Origin of the sequence: Lactiplantibacillus paraxiangfangensis (assembly GCF_036246185.1) — a bacterium.
Classification (GTDB): Bacteria; Bacillota; Bacilli; order Lactobacillales; family Lactobacillaceae; genus Lactiplantibacillus; species Lactiplantibacillus paraxiangfangensis.
Map to the genome: position 1 here is coordinate 1 of NZ_BTPW01000041.1, position 16,531 is coordinate 16,531.

Here is a 16,531-nt window from a genome sequence, read left to right on the forward strand (position 1 = left end):
AGATAATCATTTGCTTCGTATCTTCTGAGATCTGGCAATGTGGCTTAACTAATGATGTTTGTGCGCTAAAAGTATGCTTACAGGAGTTACACCGATAACGTTGCTTACGCAATTTTAAAATAATTGGTCGTTCTTTGACTGGGGGCATTCTGACATTAATTAGGTTAGTCCCAAAACGCACTACTTCGGGCTGGCCACAAAGTGGGCAGTTCTCTAAAGGATAGGTCAGTTTGGCGTGAACAACCTGTTTGCTTGGATCACTACTATCAATATCAGTACAAATAATATTTGGGTCTTTAATTTGAAGAGTATCTTCGATAAAATGGTTTTGGGACATCTTCTCTCACTTGCCTTTACTTTTACTTTGGTCGGTGCTAGTGGTGCATTGAGGAGATTTGTCCTTTTTATTTTACACAAAAACTGGGTGTTGATGGAAATCCATCAACACCCAATATTCTAGAGCCTGATTAAATAACACCCGTTTTTTATTGACTAAAATATTAATTATATTTAACCATAAAATGGTGCACAGAGCCGGCCGGTTTGCTAAAATGAGACCAGTTAGAACGCTGAAGGGACGAAAAAATATGAATAAAGTAACCGTACTGGGTAGTTTGAATGTAGATACCATTTTGCGTTTTAAACGTTTCCCTAAGCCGGGTGAAACCTTACCATTAACGGGAAAAAGTATTGCTGGCGGTGGCAAGGGCGCTAACCAAGCGATTGCCGCTGCGCGCTCTGGTGCGCAAACCACTTTTATTGGCAAAGTGGGTCAGGATCAGGAAGGCACGTTTATGGTACACCAGCTGACAGCTAGTGGTGTGGATGACCGCTACGTTTTGCATAGCGATGCGGCGAACACCGGTTCAGCCTTTATCTTGTTGGATAGCAGTAGCGAAAACCGAATTTTGATCGACGGTGGTACGAATCAACAAGTCACGCCGACTGACGTTGAAGCTGCCAAGGAAGCAATTGTTGACAGCGACTTTTTGATTGCGCAATTTGAAACGCCTTTGGACGCGACCGTTCGTGGGTTTGAGATTGCACGGTCTGCAAAGAAACGGACGATTCTGAACCCTGCGCCCGCAACGAAGACCGTGCCAACGGATTTATTAGCGGTGACGGATTTAATCGTTCCTAATGAGACGGAAACCGAAACGCTGACGGGCGTGCACGTGACTGATGAGTATTCGATGATCAAAGGGGCAGAAAAATTGCAGGCGTTAGGCGTCGCAAACGTCATTATTACGGTCGGCAGTAAGGGTGCCTTTTGGATGCGCGGTACTGACCACGGCTTTGTTCCTGCTTACAAGGTCCATGCGGTGGATACCACGGCGGCGGGCGATACTTTTATCGGTGCGTTAAGTGCCGTTTTGAAATCAGATTTTAGTAACTTGAGCGAAGCGGTGCGGTTAGCTAACCGGGCTTCCTCGTTGGCCGTTCAACGACTAGGCGCTCAGCCGTCAATTCCGACTAAGGCCGAAATCGAAGCAGCGGAACGTATTTGAGTTAAATAGCGAGACTTACAGCAAGCGTGTCAATCTTGAAGATTGGCACGTTTTTTTTCGTCGAAAATTTGAGGACTTTGCGCAACTAGAAAGTGAAAGGAGCGTGAAAAATGTCAGTTGAACAGCAGTTGAAACGAATCATTCAGGCGGCCGCTTCACAACGCGCAAGCGATATTTACTGGTTACCGGTGCCTGCCGGATATCAGGTGTTACTCCAAGCGGCCGGACAATTGCGACCGCTGATGCGCGTCAAAACTGACGTGGCCCAGCAATTGATCAATCACGTGAAGTACCAAAGCAATATGGCCATCAGTGACCATCGGCGACCACAGTTAGGTGCAATGACGCTAACGGTGGACCAACAACCGCTAAACCTACGAATTTCGACCGTGGGTGATTTTATGGACCGGGAATCTTTAGTTATCCGGATTTTGTATGAAATGGCGGACGCCACGTTTCAATACTTGATTCCGCACCAGCGAGAGCAACTGGTGGCGTTGATGCGCCGTTCGGGCCTGATTTTGTTTTCAGGGCCGATGGGGTCGGGGAAGACGTCGACCATGTATGATTTGGTGCAAGAACTAAGAGAGACCAAAATGGTGATGACGATTGAAGATCCCGTCGAAATTTATGAGCCCGCGTTCTTGCAGTTGCAAGTTAATCCAACCGCTAAGATGGCTTACCCAGAGTTATTAAAGGTGGGGTTGCGGCACCATCCCGACGTCTTTATTATTGGCGAGATTCGGGACGGTGAGACGGCTCAGATTGCCATTCAAGCGGCGCTTAGCGGTCATTTGGTGTTGAGCACGATCCACGCGCGGGGCGTGTACGGAATTGCGGCTCGGTTAGCGCAATTAGGCGTAGCGCCCGACGTCTTGCGACAAGCCCTGACGGCGGCAACGTATCAGCGGTTAGTCCCACTGACGGATGGGAGTTTGGCAACGTTATTTGATATTGTCACTGAAACGAGTCAATTGGTGGAAACGGCGGGCAGGCGGACAACGACTACGTGGGGGCAATTAATCGATGAACAATGTACGTTGGGACGGCTCGATTTGGAGACGGCCAATCAGCTTAAGGAAGCATAATCGGCTTAAGCCATCGGTACAGGCGACGTTATTTGAAACCTTAGCCGATTTATTACAAAACGGTTTTGCGTTACGGACGGCGATGCAGTTTATCGTGGATGTGCAAGGCCCCGCGTTTAAACCGTTAAAACCAGTTTTGGGGTCGTTAGCGGCGGGTGATAGCTTAGCTGCGGCACTGGCACCCTTCATTTCGGTGGACCTGTATTACCAACTACTAATTGCGGAAATGCACGGTGAATTAGCCACGACGCTGGTTCAAGCCGGCCAATTAATGCGAACGAAGGTCAATCAGGCGCAACAAATTCGCCGACTGTTGCAGTACCCGTGTTTATTGTTGGGACTGTTGATTGGGACGCTAGTGATGGTCAAGACGGCGATTTTGCCAAACTTCGGAGCCATTACGAGTGCGCCGGCACAGGCAATTAGCTGGCAATTAATTATGGGGAGCACCATTACGGTAGTCGTCATGGCGGTACTCATTACGGCTATTCAGTTGAAACGTTTGCCAGTCCGAACGCGGTACCGCTGGTTAGCCCGTTGGCCGTTAGTGGGGCCACTCGTACGAACGTATACTGGTTATTACCTGACACTTAATGCGGGGATGTTACTGGCCGGGGGCTTGGGTATCCGGGCAATTTGTGAAGTGAGTCACCGCTTTAAGCCGGAATCTTTATTAAAACAGCAGGGTGAGTTTATTGAACAAGCCTTGTTAGCCGGTCAGTCCTTAGGTACAACGATTCGCCAAGACGTCTTATTACCGAATGAACTGGCTTTGCTAATTAGCAAGGAAAGTCCGACTGACCAATTGAGCCAAGAACTCATCTACTTCGCAACTGTTCAGTATGAACGGCTGATTCGTAAACTGAACCGGTTGATTAGCTGGATTCAACCAGCCATGTTTTTAGTGATTGCATTAGTGATTATTGGCACCTATCTCAACATTTTGTTACCGATGTATCGTTCAATGGGGGAGATTTTAAAATGAAGCGACTAAAACGATTCCTGAAAAAAACGGCGGCACCACAAAAAGGGTTCACGTTATTAGAAATGGTCATTGTACTTGCCATCATTGCGTTACTGATGCTCATCGTGATTCCAAACTTAAATGCGCAACGTGAAACCGCAGCTAAACGCTCGGACGCGGCGTTGGAACAAGTCGTGAATAATCAGGCTGAAATGTATGCGAACGATAAGGGCCAAGCCATCGAAAACGTCACGTTAGAAGATTTGCATAATGATCAGTATCTTAACGATGATCAGTTCAACCGGGCGCAAAAGATGAACAAGCAACCCAACCATGCGACGAGTGTTAAAAAGTAGCCGGCCAGGTTTCACGCTGGCGGAAACGGTGGTCGTCTTAGGCTTAATTGGGAGCCTCTTATTGATTAGTGTTGAACGGTTTCCCACCCGGCAGCGTCAGTTGAATGATGAAACGGCCTTTTGGCAACGGTTGGATACATTATGGCAACAAACCGTTTTAGTGGCGAGTACGACGGGGCAGCGGCGACTGGTGGCCTTCTCATCAGAAAATCGAGAAGTGACGTTTAATATTAGGAAGGATGATGGTAAATATGAGGCAACGGGGGTCTTAAAATTGCCGAATACGATGCGAATTAAAACCCACAAGGATATTCAAATTCAAAAAAATGGGCACCCGCAGCTAGCTGTCGTGATTTTTAAGTCGACACTACATCCGGGAGAAAAGCAAAAATTTAACGCGTTAATGGGATGGGGGGCGTACCGGGTTGCGACGGTCAAAGACGCACAAGGGTTTTATTCTACTTGAAACGGTGGTGGCGTTAGGGCTGCTATTTATGGGACTGATTGGCTTTGAAGGGATGGAGATTATGATGCAACGACGCGAGCGCCGGATGTTAACGACGGTTCAAGTGGCCCGACAACATTATGAAGAGGCGCATGCCGTTCAAGCTAATGAATAGGCGCAAGGGCTTTACCCTGATTGAAGTGGTGATTGCCCTGAGTACGCTACTAATTATCGGCTCATTCTTTTATCAGGGACGAACGAACTTGCTCCGGCGCCCCCAAATGGATTTGCCAACGGTCGACTGGTATTTGATGTTACGTGAGCTGGAGAACCCGGACCATCATTTTGCGGTGACTGACGTGCAAAAATCACGACGGGTAGGATTGGTTGCACAAAAGTCTAGTGGGAAATATTATTACTTACAATTCAGTAAGGGGTCGGGCTTATTAAGGCTAGAGTCTAAACATGGCGGTATGATTGTCCTGATGCGGCATGTGCGCCAATTTCATTTTGGCCTCGATCACGTGATGACCGTGACGACGATGCGCGGCGAAACGTATACGGCCAAGCTATTGATACCTGATGAGGGGAGGGTGACGGATGAAACGGCAATCGGGAATCATCCTGCTATCGGTAATTAGTTTGTTGATGATTGGGACCGCGTTTGAGATGCAACGCTATGCTAATTTTCAAGAGCGGCAAACGATGTATCGGCTAATCATCGCCGCGTTTGAACATCCTGAACAGACAGTTGACGCGGTGACTAATCGGCCAACGCCGGATTCAAAATTGCAATCAGCCCCTACTGAAGGGCGCCCAAGCCTGCAACAACGCAGGTCGCTGGATGAAAAATGACTAAGTTTTAAGGCGCTGGTCGGTCGGAGTGCTTGAACTCACCTTTTAAAATCGTTAAGATGTAACAGGATTTAAGTTTTTTTGAAGAGGTGAGCATCCTGGCACAAGCAGAAACTGAGACGCTTTTTAAAGTCTTAGACCAATCAGTGACAATTTTAATGCAACAATTGACGGTTTCCTATGTCGATGCGTTGATCGAAACTGGCGATAATTTATTGAGCCACTCGGTGCACGTTGAAGACGGCAAACCTGACGAACAACAAGTTGATGCGTTACAGAAGCTCTATCAATCGGTTAATTTGCAGTCGCTCGATGCGGAAACGATCCGGCGAGCGATTCAATTAGCGTTACTCAAAGCGATTCATAATGACCGGGTGGACCCGAACCACCAAATGACGCCAGATTCCATCGGGCTACTCACGGCGTACCTGATTGCTAAGTTAGTGGGCAATACCACTGAACTTTCCATTTTAGACATTGCCGTTGGGACGGGGAACCTGTTGACCACGGTCATCAACCAACTGCAACCGGAACGGTCAAGTGCAATTCATGGCTACGGTGTGGATAATGATGATAACCAATTAGCGATTGCAGCGATGAGCATGGATTTGCAACAGTCGCCAGTGGAGTTATTTCACCAAGACGCACTTGATCCCTTGTTGATGCCAAAGACGATGGTTGCAATTGGCGACTTACCAGTCGGTTACTACCCACTGGATGAACGGGTCAAGGATTTTAAGACGAGCGCCACTAATGGTCATTCGTACGTTCATCATTTGATGATGGAACAAGCGATGGAACACCTCCTTCCAGGGGGTTGGGGTGTATTTTTGGTTCCAACCAACATTTTTCAATCACGAGCGTCACAGGGCTTATTGAAGTGGATGAGTTCAGCCGCATACTTGCAAGGCTTGTTAAACTTGCCGAAGAACCTGTTTTTGGACGATAAGTCCCGTAAATCGGTCGTCGTCTTACAAAAGCACGGTGACAAAGCGCAACAGGCTGGCAAAGTCTTGTTAGGTGAATTTCCATCCTTTGAAGATACCCGGGCGTTTGAAGCCTTTACGGCACAGATCGATGAATGGGTCGGCCAAAATATTATTCGCTAGGAGTGAGCCTGTATGGGGAAGACAATTGCCATTAACGCTGGTAGTTCAACACTAAAGTTTAAATTGTTTGAAATGCCACAGGAACGGGTGATTGCAAGCGGTGCGGTGGAACGTATCGGTTTTGAAACGTCGCCAATTAACATTCGTTATGGGTTGGACTATGAGTATCAGGAAACTGAAGCGGTGCCCAACCATTTGGCAGCGGTAAATATCATTCTTGACGAACTAATCAAGTTACACATTATTGAACACTACGACGAGATTACTGGTGTGGGACACCGGGTCGTCGCTGGTGGTGAGATTTTTCATGATTCCGTGTTGATCACGGATCAGGTCTTGAAAGAAATTGAGCAGCTGGCGGAATACGCGCCACTGCATAATCCGGCCAACGTGGTTGGGATTCGGGCCCTTAAAAAGGTCCTGCCCAACGTGCCCGCCGTAGCGGTTTTTGATACCGCCTTTCATACGAGCATGGCGCCGGTTAATTACCTCTATTCCTTACCGTACGATTACTATAAAAAGTACGGGGCCCGCAAGTTTGGTGCCCATGGGACCAGTCACCGTTACGTCGCTGGACGGGCGGCCAAGTTATTAGGACGGCCACTCGATGACCTAAAGTTGATTACGTTGCACCTTGGTGCGGGGAGTTCAATTACGGCGATTCAAAACGGGAAGAGCATCGATACCTCGATGGGCTTCACACCGTTGGCCGGAATTACGATGGCAACGCGTGCCGGGGATGTCGATGCGTCTTTAGTGGCGTTTTTGATGAAGAAACTAGGCATTCACGATCCCGATGAAATGTTAAAAATATTGAATACGCAGTCAGGATTGCTCGGAATTGCGGGGTCAGCTGACATGAAAGAGTTAGAGGACCGTTACGATGACGATGAGCAGGCGCGACTAGCCATCGATATTTTTGTAAACCGGATCGTTAAGTACGTCGGGGCCTACATGGCTGAAATGCAAGGCGCCGACGCACTGGTCATTACGGCCGGAATCGGTGAACGGGATGCCAGAATGCGGCAACGGATTGCGGACAAGCTAGGTTACTTTGGGGTTCAAATTGATCCCCGTCGTAATCAAGTCAGTGGGGTAGAGCGAGACCTCAGTACGCCGGATGCAAAAGTCCGGGTCATCTTGATTCCTACCAACGAAGAGCTGATGATTGCCCGTGACGTTGAACGCGTTGGTCGTAAAAGTTAGTTATTAATCAGTGAAGTGAACACGTGTGGTGAGACGAATGAGTCGTTTCACAGCACGTGTTTTTTTTGCGTGCTGAGTGAAACTTATTCATCTATGTGTGTGATTGATTCACTTGATTCATGTAGGCGGGTTCGTAAGTTAAACGTCTGGTTGAGTCGTCAAAACCTTGTTATAAGTCCATAGGTAAACGCTTACGGGGACAACTGGTTTATTTAGGTGGTCTTATTTGGACTAGACCAATATGCAAAAATCCGTGAGCGTAGCCTTTTGAACACAATAATTATCCCCGGTATAATACGGTTTAAGGGGAGTGCTGATATGAACAAAGAAAATCCACAACCTGAGAATGAAAAACTTTCTCGGGGTCTAAAGAGCCGCCATGTGCAGTTAATTGCCATTGGCGGTACGATCGGGACCGGGTTATTTTTAGGTGCCGGTCAATCCATTCACTTAGCTGGTCCGTCCATCTTGATTGCGTATTTGGTGACCGGGTTGGTCTGCTTTTTGCTAATGCGGGCACTCGGAGAGTTATTATTATCTGATTTAAATACGCATTCGTACATTGATTTTATCAAACAATATTTGGGCGAACGCACTGGTTTTGTTGCTGGTTGGACCTATTGGGTCTGCTGGATTACCATTGCGATGGCCGAAATCACCGCCGCTGGTGAATATATGCAGTTCTGGTGGCCGAAGTTACCACAATGGCTACCTGGTCTAGTCATTTTGATTTTACTGTTAGGTTTAAATTCAATTAACGTCTCAGCGTTTGGGGAAACCGAGTTCTGGTTTGCAATTATTAAGATTGCAGCCATTATTGCGTTAATTGCGGTTGGAATCGGCATGGTCCTGTTCAGTGTGAAAACACCAGTTGGCCACGCCGGTTTAGGAAACTTAGTTAATTACGGTGGCTTTATGCCCCACGGCTTTAAGGGCCTGTTTTTATCTTTCCAAATGGTCTTGTTCAGTTTTATTGGGATTGAAATGGTTGGGATGACCGCTTCTGAAACGGCGGACCCTAAGACTGTTATTCCTAAGGCCATTAACGACATCCCACTGCGAATCATTTTATTTTACGTGGGTTCACTGTTCTTCTTAATGGCGATGTATCCGTGGCAATACTTTTCAGCTGCGCACAGTCCGTTCGTACAAGTCTTTACGAACTTAGGGATTCGTTCAGCGGCAGCTATCATCAACTTTGTGGTTTTGACCGCGGCGGCTTCCAGCTGTAATAGTGCGTTGTTCAGTACTGGTCGGATGTTGTTCTCATTGAACTACGACGGTAAGAGCCGGTTCGCTAAACGGATGGGGACTTTATCCAATCGGCAAGTGCCACGCAACGCGCTGTGGTTTTCAACGCTAGTCATCGGATTATCAGTGATTTTGAACTTGTTGATGCCCGGGCAAGTGTTCTCACTCATTGCCAGTGTTTCAACCACTTGCTTTATCTTTATTTGGGGTGCGATTGTCCTCGCACACATCAAGTACCGGAAAAAAGTTGGTAATCAGGTCGCGACAAAGTTTAAGATGCCGCTCTACCCGTTGTCAGATTATTTTATCTTGGCTTTCCTAGGCTTTATTGCCGTGGTACTGTGCTTCAAGTCAGAAACGTTGATTGCGTTAATTGCTTCGCTTGCTTGGATCGCGGCGCTATACGTCATCAAGTTGATGAGTGAACGGATGCGTAACCAAACTGAAGAAGTTAAAGAAAACGACTAAAATTTAACCGATGATTGAAATGGTGTTTCGAAAGCGTAGACTTTCTGAACACCATTTTTTTGCTTTTAGAAGGTCTTGAACACTGCGTATTTAGTCAGTTACCCACGTTGCGACACTAGACGGTGCCTTTTTCACGCGCAAGCGGTACAATTATAGGTAACTTGAATTTAGATAATCGAGGTTGAATCATGCAATATTTTACTTCTGACACGCATTTTTACCACGCTGATTTACTGGGTGATAATGATTTTGCGCCCCGACCGTTTCCGGACGTTGAAACGATGAATCAAACGATTATTGATCATTGGAATGCTCGGGTGACTGATCAAGACACGGTCTACCACCTTGGCGACGTTGCGCTTTACTTTACGAGACCGGCGAAATTGTCCTACGAACGGGTACTGGCAATTCTCGCGCAACTAAACGGTAAAATCATCTTTATTAAGGGCAATCATGATTCACGCGCCTTTTTTAAGTATTTAGCCGCGCATGACCCCCAATTAAACGAGCAACCCAAGTTTGAATTTCACGACGTGGGGGTCCTAATCAAGTATGATCACCGGCAGTACTACATGACCCATTACCCAATGATGATGGGCATCGTGAAGCAGATCATTAACTTGCACGGGCATATTCACCATTACGCGGTCAACGTAAAGGAAAACATCAACGTCGGGGTCGATACGCCGGAAACGGATTACTTAGACCATCCGGTACCGTTTGGCGCACCGTTTTCATTGGACGAGATCGAACAGATGGTTAATGGAAAGGCCGTCGATTTTGCCAAACGCCAATAGGGACGCTTGACCGGCCTCGTCGAATGCTTTAGGATTAACGAAGATAATCAGTGAGGGGCGACAACATGGCGGAAGACATTACCATTTTGCATACGAATGATATCCATTCGCACTTTGAAAATTGGCCGCGGATTCGGCGTTTTTTGTTAGCACAACAGGAACAACAACGCCAAGCAGGCCAAACGGTGGTTACCGTCGACCTTGGTGATGCGGTTGACCGTGCGCATCCGTTATCGGAAGCGACACGCGGTCGGGCCAACGTCACGTTGTTAAATCAAATTGGTTATGATGCCGTGACGATTGGTAACAACGAAGGGCTCGGGTTAACGCACGACGAGCTGAATCAGTTGTACCAAAAGGCTAATTTTGACGTGATTTTGAATAACTTGACGAATACCCAGACGGGCGCACAACCTGACTGGGCGTTGCCGGGAAAAATCATCACGACTGAGGCGCATACGCGAATCTTATTATTAGCATTTACGGCACCATTTACACTAACGTATCCGTTAAACGGGTGGACACCGCAAAGTGTTAAAGCGTGTTTGCCAGAATTGCTGCAACGCTACGCCGGTCAGTACGACGTGTTAGTCGTGTTATCGCATCTAGGTATCAACGAAGATCGCTGGTTAGCCAAACATTTTCCGTCAATCGACGTGATTATCGGCAGTCACACGCACCATCTACTGGTCAACGGTGAAGAGGACCATGGCGTTTTACTGGCTGCGGCTGGTAAATACGGCGAGTACGTTGGGCAAATTCACTTGGTGATTGACGCACAACACCACGTTACGGCGGGAACTGCTGAAACGGTGGCGACCGCGTCGTTACCTGAATTGCCAGCGGATCAAGCTGAGATTGCGGGTTGGCAACGTCAGGGAGAACGGTTGTTATCTGAACGGGTGATTGCGAAGTCACCGGAGCAACTTAATCCCCATTGGCACCATGCTAGTCAGTTGACGGCCTTAGGGTTAGCCGCAATTACAAGTTACGCGGGCACTGACTTAGGGATGCTCAACGGTGGCCTGTTTATGCGGGACTTACCCGCGGGTTCGGTCAACCGCAACGATTTGCATACAATGTTGCCGCACGCCATGCACGTGATTCGAGTTACGTTGACGGGTCAAGATTTATGGCGACTCGTCTACGAGATGGAACTGGTGCGGCCATTTTTAAATAAGTTTCAAATTCGAGGCATGGGCTTTCGGGGCCAAGTCTTCGGTTATATTCAGTATCAGGGCTTGAAGTGGCAAGCGGACCAGCACCAGTTACTGGTCAATGATGAACTAGTAGATTTTAAAAAGACCTACCAGATTGCCATGCTTGATCACCACTTATTCATCCCGTTTTTCCCGACCATTAACATCAGTGGTCAAACAGACATTTTATTTAAGCAACTATTACGAACGGTCGTCGGTGACTACATAGCCGCACGATGGCCATTATCATAAGAAAGGTGGTGTCCGTGTGAATCGCGATCACATTGACGAACTTGCTGAACAGCAGGCTGAACGGCGAAAGAGTCTATACCACGGTTTACGGACCGACAAGACCCACATTGAAGTCAATAAGCATCCTTTCGAGATTGTTTATGAGTATCGAGAAGGATTTGACTTGGACAAGTTTGTGGAACGGTTTAGTCCGATTTTAAACAAGTACGATTACGTTGTTGGCGACTGGGGCTTTGAACAGTTGCGATTGAAGGGCTTTTTCCGCGATGATATGAAGGATGTGCAGCGTGCACAGACGATTGGTGCCGTTCAGGATTACTTGTACGAGTATTGTAATTTTGGGTGCGCCTATTTCATCTTGAAAAACGAGCGCGTTATCAAACCAAAGCGTAGCAGTCATCCCCGTAAGGATGAACGCCGGAGTAAACGTGGCGGTAGTGGTAACAACAGCAATAACGGTAATGGTAATAATAACCAAACTCGTGGACGGAGTAACCGAACGAGTAGTCGTAACAAGCAGCGACGGAAGTCGAAGTCATTTACGACCAAGCAAAAGGCCGCACCGTTTACTGAAAAGAAACGAACGCCCGCTAAAGTGGTGGCCGGGGATGGGCATAAGGCTCGGACCACCAAGCAATCTAGCGGCAAGCGGCATTTTACAATTCGACAGAAGTAGAGAGAGGTATTTTTAGTGAGTAAGTACAAGGGATATTTAATTGATTTAGATGGAACGGTTTACCGGGGACGTGAACGGATTCCGGCAGCTAAACGCTTTATTGAACGGTTACAAGCCAGTCAGACTGATTTCTTGCTTGTGACGAACAACACGACCAAATCACCCGAAGACGTTGCAGCTAATTTAGCTAATAACCACGATATTCATGTTAGCCCAGCTAACGTGTATACCGCGGCTTTGGCGACGGCTGATTACGTTAACGACTTGGCTGGTGACGGCGAAAAGACGATGTACGTGATTGGGGAACTCGGTTTAAAGGGTGCGATGCTTGAAAAAGGCTTCAAATTCAATGAACATGATCCCCGGTTTGTCATTGTTGGCTTAGACTACGATGCGACTTACCACAAGTTTGAAATGGCGACGTTAGCCATTAAACGGGGGGCTAAGTTCATCGGGACCAATGCCGATACGAATTTACCTAATGAACGGGGACTCGTTCCTGGCGCAGGCTCTGTTATTGCCATGGTCGAACGGGCCACGCAACAACGGGCAACCTACGTCGGCAAACCCGAAACGATCATCATGCAAAAGGCAATCGATCGGATTGGGTTAGATAAAAGTGACTGTGTGATGGTCGGTGATAACTACATGACGGATATTTCAGCGGCAATTAACTTTGAAATGGATTCGTTACTAGTTTATACCGGGGTCTCAACACCAGAACTCGTTGCGCAACAGACAATCAAACCAACTAATGAGATCAACTCGTTAGACGAATGGGACTTAGATAATGGTGTGGCTAAATAGGCTAAAAAATTGGGGCCAGTGGATCAGTCTGTACTTGTGGCTAGTCAGCGGGACCATCATTTTAACGATTAATGCGACCTGGTTATACTGGCTTAACGCGCTGACTCAGAAATTGGGGTCAACGGTGAACTTGTCACTGGGGCGCTTGATGACGAACTATTCTCAATTATTGGCGTACTTGAACTTTCCGTGGACGTCACGACTCGCCATGAATGATTTTACGGATTCAGTGGGGGCGCTGCGTCATTTTGCTGACGTTAAGGCGCTGTTTATGCTGAATAACGTGGTGTTTATCGTGACGAGCGTGGTCGTGTTCTATTTTTGGCGGCAATTAAAACGCCGGCAACAGTTATGGCGGTTAGTGCTACCGATGCAGGGCGCGCTGTGGGTGCCACCGTTAGTCGCTGCAATTATGGCGGTGAATTTTGATCAGTTCTTTGTGTTCTTTCACGAAGTTCTGTTTCGAAACTCGGACTGGTTGTTTGACCCATTGTATGATCGAATCATCTTGGTCTTACCAGACACCTTCTTCTTGCAGTGCTTTGTCTTAGCATTTGTGATTATTGAGTGGGCGTTTGCGTTCTACTTATCAGTAGGGAAGCAGGCGCTTAAAAATTTATAAACTAAAAGCGCCACACCAGTTTGAATTGGTGTGGCGCTTTTAGTTTATAAGGCTTATTCTTCGCCGGCGGGTGTTTTGCCGAAACGGGCTTTAAGTGCGGAGAAGACGGCTGGAATCAAGGAAACGAGAATGATTCCGATAACGACCATGGAGAAGTGTTCTTTGACGAACGGGATGTTGCCAAAGAAATAACCGCCCCCACAACATAAAACGACCCAAAGAACACAGCCAGTAACGTTGTAACGGATGAATTTCTGGTATTCCATCTTGCTACTAGCCGCAACGAACGGAACGAACGTCCGAATGATGGGCATGAACCGAGCGATGGTGACGGTAATACCACCGTGTTTTTTAAAGAATTTTTCAGATTTTGCTAACTGCTTTTGGTTGATGAGCTTTCCGAACCAGGATGTCTGGGTCAGTCGTTCACCAAGTGAATGCCCAATTAGAAAGTTTAGTGAGTCACCGGCAAGCGCCGCTACTAGGAACAGAATGACGAATGACCAGATGTGTAAACCGTAAGTTGGGTTCGCGGCTAAGGCACAGGCCGCAAAGAGTAATGAGTCACCTGGTAAGAATGGTAGGATGACTGCCCCGGTTTCAACGAAAATGATGGCAAAGAGGATCAGGTAGGTCCAGATGCCGAAACTATTAACAATGGTGACTAAGTGTTGGTCAATGTGCAACACGAAATCAATTAGAAAACTCATAGCTACCTCCAATAGTACTGTGAAATTGTTCTGATACAGAATACCAGAAAATCACGTTTAATACTATGGTTGACACTGAATCACAACTAAAACCTAACAAATTGCTGGTATTTGGTGGCATTCTCTTGTATTATCAGGGTATTCTATGAAGAAAACGGGTGATCTTGTGGCATATCCACAATTAGATTTATCAAAAGTTAAAGGACCAAAGGCAACGATCAAAACCAATTTTGGCGATATTCATGTTCAGTTATTTCCTGAACAAGCACCTAAAAGTGTCGAGAACTTTGTTGGGTTAGCGAAGAAGGGCTACTACGATGGGATTATTTTCCACCGGGTGATGTCTGACTTCATGATTCAAGGTGGCGATCCTACTGGTACTGGTATGGGTGGCGAAAGTATTTGGGGCAAACCATTTGAAGACGAATTTTCAAAGGACGTCTTCAACTTGCGTGGGGCTCTTTCAATGGCCAACGCTGGTCCTAACACGAATGGTAGTCAATTCTTTATCGTTCAAAAGCCACAATTAGATGCAGGAATGGCTGATCAAATGAAGCAAGCCGGCTATCCTGAAGAAATCGTGACGGCTTACGGTAATGGTGGGACGCCATGGCTTGATTTCCGGCACACCGTTTTTGGTGCCGTTACTGATGGCATGGATGTTGTCGACAAGATTGCAACGACTAAGACGGGGATGCAAGACAAACCGGTTAAAGATGTTGTGATTGAAACAATTGCAGTTGAAGATTAATCCTTTATATAGAAGAATCTGCTTAGGCGGGTTCTTTTTTGATTGAAATTTTGAAATCTGGTCATTTCAGGTTATAATTATTAGCAATTATTGAGCTAGCCCGGTGGGGTGGTGGAAAGGAGCAATTATGAGTAATTATCGAATTGGCATGCAGGTCCACGGACGAGTGACTGGAATTCAACCCTATGGGGCGTTTGTTACCTTAGATGGTGAGCATCAGGGTCTCATTCATATTTCGGAGTGTCATGAAGGCTACGTTAAGAGTATTACGGACTACCTTAAAGTCGGACAGACGGTTGACGTGGTCGTTTTAGACATTGATGAGTATACGGGAAAAATCAGTTTGTCACTGCGGTGTGTTGAAAGTCAGCCGCAGCCAACTGTTAGTGATCTCGAAATCTATAAGACGTTTCGCCATAAGCACTTTTGGACCAATCGGCACGTACACGCAGGCTTTGAACCAATTGCGAACCGGTTGGATCGTTGGACCAAGGATTCTTTGAATCGATTAAATGCGGAGGAGCGAACGCTGTGAAGAAACATGTCGCTGGTACGATTATTAAAAATGATTCACACGGGACTAGTTTCCTGGTTGGGCAGAATGCACAGGGGAAGTACTACTTTTATTACTTGGATGTATTAGATCAACAGACGCCCTTAGCTTCAGTTTTGTGGGAGTTACGCCATACGATTGGCATTGATGTCGATCAGTTGAGACTTTACGATTCAATTATTGCAGAAATCGGTGGGGAAAAGGTATCAGTGTTTGTGTTTGACCACTTGGCAATTGATGAACAGGTACAGGCGTTGTTTGAGAAACGTGGTTTAGCGTTTGTACCGGCCAATCAGTTACACAGCTTATTTGAGAGTGTAAACGTTGGACAAACTTCACCTTTAGAAGATTTTTCAAAATAATTGAAATTTATCCTTGACCTGCATACTAATACTTGATAAGATGTATCTTGTCGCTGTGAGAGAGCTGTTAAACAGCTTACCAGCAACGGTTAGTATCATTTAAAAAGAATTGAGTGCTCATGTATAAATATTCAATTCGATTGAAAAAGTTGTTGACATGATTTAAACGTCATGCTAAGATATATCTTGTTGTTGCGAATCACTTAGTTGATTTCTAAGCAACCGGGTAATCACGAAAATGATTGCTTTTTCATCACTTGCATAGTTATTCAACTTCTTGAAAAAGTTGTTGACATGATTTTCTTGAGATGGTATTATAAAACAGTTGTGTTGAGCTAATCAGCTTAACAAATTAGACCTTTGAAAACTGAACAAAGTTTCGACAAATCAAATGTGTAGGGTCTCTTGATCTTGAATCAAGAGCAAAAAACATTTGCGAAGTCAATTCGTGAAAACAATTAATAAATTTGAACCAACTTTTTAAATGAGCTTTTTTAGAACTCATCATTAATTTGAGAGTTTGATCCTGGCTCAGGACGAACGCTGGCGGCG

Annotated in this window: 21 protein-coding genes; 19 read left to right on the forward strand and 2 right to left on the reverse strand. The window is 46.3% G+C overall.

Annotated elements, in window-relative coordinates:
• Positions 1-337: transposase family protein (locus tag AAA939_RS14465; RefSeq protein WP_338230516.1), on the reverse strand; the 337-nt coding region annotated here is incomplete at its 3' end.
• 250 nt (positions 338-587) lie between these two features.
• Here AAA939_RS14465 and rbsK point away from each other — a divergent pair.
• The 16 genes from rbsK to AAA939_RS14545 all read left to right on the forward strand — a co-directional run bounded on the left by rbsK (position 588) and on the right by AAA939_RS14545 (position 13,603).
• Positions 588-1,508, forward strand: coding sequence for a ribokinase (gene rbsK, locus AAA939_RS14470; RefSeq protein WP_338211418.1), 921 nt, complete (start codon positions 588-590; stop codon positions 1,506-1,508).
• Between the two features lie 110 nt (positions 1,509-1,618).
• Complete coding sequence (gene comGA, locus AAA939_RS14475) at positions 1,619-2,596, forward strand: competence type IV pilus ATPase ComGA (RefSeq protein WP_338211420.1); 978 nt, start codon at positions 1,619-1,621, stop codon at positions 2,594-2,596.
• Positions 2,535-3,581 carry a type II secretion system F family protein gene (locus tag AAA939_RS14480; protein ID WP_338231028.1) on the forward strand — a complete coding sequence of 349 codons (1,047 nt, stop codon included), beginning with the start codon at positions 2,535-2,537 and terminating at the stop codon, positions 3,579-3,581. Before comGA ends, AAA939_RS14480 begins: the two co-directional genes overlap by 62 nt.
• Positions 3,578-3,916, forward strand: a complete 339-nt coding sequence (comGC, locus tag AAA939_RS14485) for a competence type IV pilus major pilin ComGC (protein WP_338211424.1) — start codon at positions 3,578-3,580, stop codon at positions 3,914-3,916. The genes AAA939_RS14480 and comGC overlap by 4 nt, the downstream gene beginning before the upstream one ends.
• Entirely contained in the window at positions 3,894-4,382 is a 489-nt protein-coding gene (locus AAA939_RS14490) for a type II secretion system protein (protein ID WP_338211425.1), read from the forward strand. Before comGC ends, AAA939_RS14490 begins: the two co-directional genes overlap by 23 nt.
• On the forward strand, positions 4,342-4,536 hold the full coding sequence (locus AAA939_RS14495; RefSeq protein ID WP_338211427.1) for a histidine kinase: 195 nt from the start codon (positions 4,342-4,344) through the stop codon (positions 4,534-4,536). Before AAA939_RS14490 ends, AAA939_RS14495 begins: the two co-directional genes overlap by 41 nt.
• Entirely contained in the window at positions 4,529-5,002 is a 474-nt protein-coding gene (locus AAA939_RS14500; RefSeq protein ID WP_338211428.1) for a prepilin-type N-terminal cleavage/methylation domain-containing protein, read from the forward strand. The genes AAA939_RS14495 and AAA939_RS14500 overlap by 8 nt, the downstream gene beginning before the upstream one ends.
• Entirely contained in the window at positions 4,962-5,216 is a 255-nt protein-coding gene (locus AAA939_RS14505) for a hypothetical protein (RefSeq protein ID WP_338211430.1), read from the forward strand. Before AAA939_RS14500 ends, AAA939_RS14505 begins: the two co-directional genes overlap by 41 nt.
• 98 nt (positions 5,217-5,314) lie before the next feature.
• Positions 5,315-6,325, forward strand: coding sequence for a class I SAM-dependent methyltransferase (locus AAA939_RS14510; protein ID WP_338211451.1), 1,011 nt, complete (start codon positions 5,315-5,317; stop codon positions 6,323-6,325).
• A 12-nt stretch (positions 6,326-6,337) separates the two neighbouring features.
• Complete coding sequence (locus AAA939_RS14515) at positions 6,338-7,531, forward strand: acetate/propionate family kinase (protein ID WP_338211432.1); 1,194 nt, start codon at positions 6,338-6,340, stop codon at positions 7,529-7,531.
• Positions 7,532-7,849: 318 nt separating this feature from the next.
• Positions 7,850-9,250 (forward strand): amino acid permease, encoded by a 1,401-nt coding sequence (locus AAA939_RS14520; RefSeq protein WP_338211434.1) that lies wholly within the window; start codon positions 7,850-7,852, stop codon positions 9,248-9,250.
• Positions 9,251-9,438: 188 nt separating this feature from the next.
• On the forward strand, positions 9,439-10,047 hold the full coding sequence (locus AAA939_RS14525) for a metallophosphoesterase (protein WP_338211436.1): 609 nt from the start codon (positions 9,439-9,441) through the stop codon (positions 10,045-10,047).
• A gap of 65 nt (positions 10,048-10,112) precedes the next feature.
• Positions 10,113-11,498, forward strand: a complete 1,386-nt coding sequence (locus AAA939_RS14530; protein ID WP_338211438.1) for a bifunctional metallophosphatase/5'-nucleotidase — start codon at positions 10,113-10,115, stop codon at positions 11,496-11,498.
• Positions 11,499-11,514: 16 nt separating this feature from the next.
• Entirely contained in the window at positions 11,515-12,174 is a 660-nt protein-coding gene (locus AAA939_RS14535) for a YutD family protein (RefSeq protein ID WP_338211440.1), read from the forward strand.
• Positions 12,175-12,189: 15 nt separating this feature from the next.
• Entirely contained in the window at positions 12,190-12,981 is a 792-nt protein-coding gene (locus AAA939_RS14540) for a TIGR01457 family HAD-type hydrolase (protein WP_338211442.1), read from the forward strand.
• Positions 12,965-13,603, forward strand: coding sequence for a TIGR01906 family membrane protein (locus tag AAA939_RS14545; protein WP_338211444.1), 639 nt, complete (start codon positions 12,965-12,967; stop codon positions 13,601-13,603). The genes AAA939_RS14540 and AAA939_RS14545 overlap by 17 nt, the downstream gene beginning before the upstream one ends.
• 53 nt (positions 13,604-13,656) lie before the next feature.
• On the opposite strand, the gene AAA939_RS14550 is transcribed toward AAA939_RS14545, so the two are convergent.
• A complete protein-coding gene (locus AAA939_RS14550; protein WP_338211446.1) occupies positions 13,657-14,313 on the reverse strand; it encodes a VTT domain-containing protein in 657 nt (218 codons plus the stop codon).
• Between the two features lie 166 nt (positions 14,314-14,479).
• On the opposite strand from AAA939_RS14550, the gene AAA939_RS14555 reads away from it, so the two are divergent.
• The 3 genes from AAA939_RS14555 (at position 14,480) to AAA939_RS14565 (ending at position 15,979) form a co-directional block, all read left to right on the forward strand.
• Entirely contained in the window at positions 14,480-15,064 is a 585-nt protein-coding gene (locus AAA939_RS14555) for a peptidylprolyl isomerase (protein WP_057708043.1), read from the forward strand.
• Between the two features lie 127 nt (positions 15,065-15,191).
• A complete protein-coding gene (locus tag AAA939_RS14560; RefSeq protein ID WP_338211448.1) occupies positions 15,192-15,599 on the forward strand; it encodes a CvfD/Ygs/GSP13 family RNA-binding post-transcriptional regulator in 408 nt (135 codons plus the stop codon).
• A complete protein-coding gene (locus tag AAA939_RS14565; protein ID WP_338231029.1) occupies positions 15,596-15,979 on the forward strand; it encodes a hypothetical protein in 384 nt (127 codons plus the stop codon). Before AAA939_RS14560 ends, AAA939_RS14565 begins: the two co-directional genes overlap by 4 nt.
• Positions 15,980-16,531 lie beyond the last annotated feature (552 nt).

Coding starts and splice junctions, on each gene's coding strand:
- comGC (WP_338211424.1), top strand. CDS start 3,578: ATGAAGCGACTAAAACGATTCCTGAAAAAAACGGCGGCACCACAAAAA.
- rbsK (WP_338211418.1), top strand. CDS start 588: ATGAATAAAGTAACCGTACTGGGTAGTTTGAATGTAGATACCATTTTG.
- AAA939_RS14515 (WP_338211432.1), top strand. CDS start 6,338: ATGGGGAAGACAATTGCCATTAACGCTGGTAGTTCAACACTAAAGTTT.
- AAA939_RS14545 (WP_338211444.1), top strand. CDS start 12,965: ATGGTGTGGCTAAATAGGCTAAAAAATTGGGGCCAGTGGATCAGTCTG.
- AAA939_RS14505 (WP_338211430.1), top strand. CDS start 4,962: ATGAAACGGCAATCGGGAATCATCCTGCTATCGGTAATTAGTTTGTTG.
- AAA939_RS14525 (WP_338211436.1), top strand. CDS start 9,439: ATGCAATATTTTACTTCTGACACGCATTTTTACCACGCTGATTTACTG.
- AAA939_RS14530 (WP_338211438.1), top strand. CDS start 10,113: ATGGCGGAAGACATTACCATTTTGCATACGAATGATATCCATTCGCAC.
- AAA939_RS14560 (WP_338211448.1), top strand. CDS start 15,192: ATGAGTAATTATCGAATTGGCATGCAGGTCCACGGACGAGTGACTGGA.
- AAA939_RS14500 (WP_338211428.1), top strand. CDS start 4,529: ATGAATAGGCGCAAGGGCTTTACCCTGATTGAAGTGGTGATTGCCCTG.
- AAA939_RS14490 (WP_338211425.1), top strand. CDS start 3,894: ATGCGACGAGTGTTAAAAAGTAGCCGGCCAGGTTTCACGCTGGCGGAA.
- comGA (WP_338211420.1), top strand. CDS start 1,619: ATGTCAGTTGAACAGCAGTTGAAACGAATCATTCAGGCGGCCGCTTCA.
- AAA939_RS14520 (WP_338211434.1), top strand. CDS start 7,850: ATGAACAAAGAAAATCCACAACCTGAGAATGAAAAACTTTCTCGGGGT.
- AAA939_RS14480 (WP_338231028.1), top strand. CDS start 2,535: ATGAACAATGTACGTTGGGACGGCTCGATTTGGAGACGGCCAATCAGC.
- AAA939_RS14550 (WP_338211446.1), bottom strand. CDS start 14,313: ATGAGTTTTCTAATTGATTTCGTGTTGCACATTGACCAACACTTAGTC.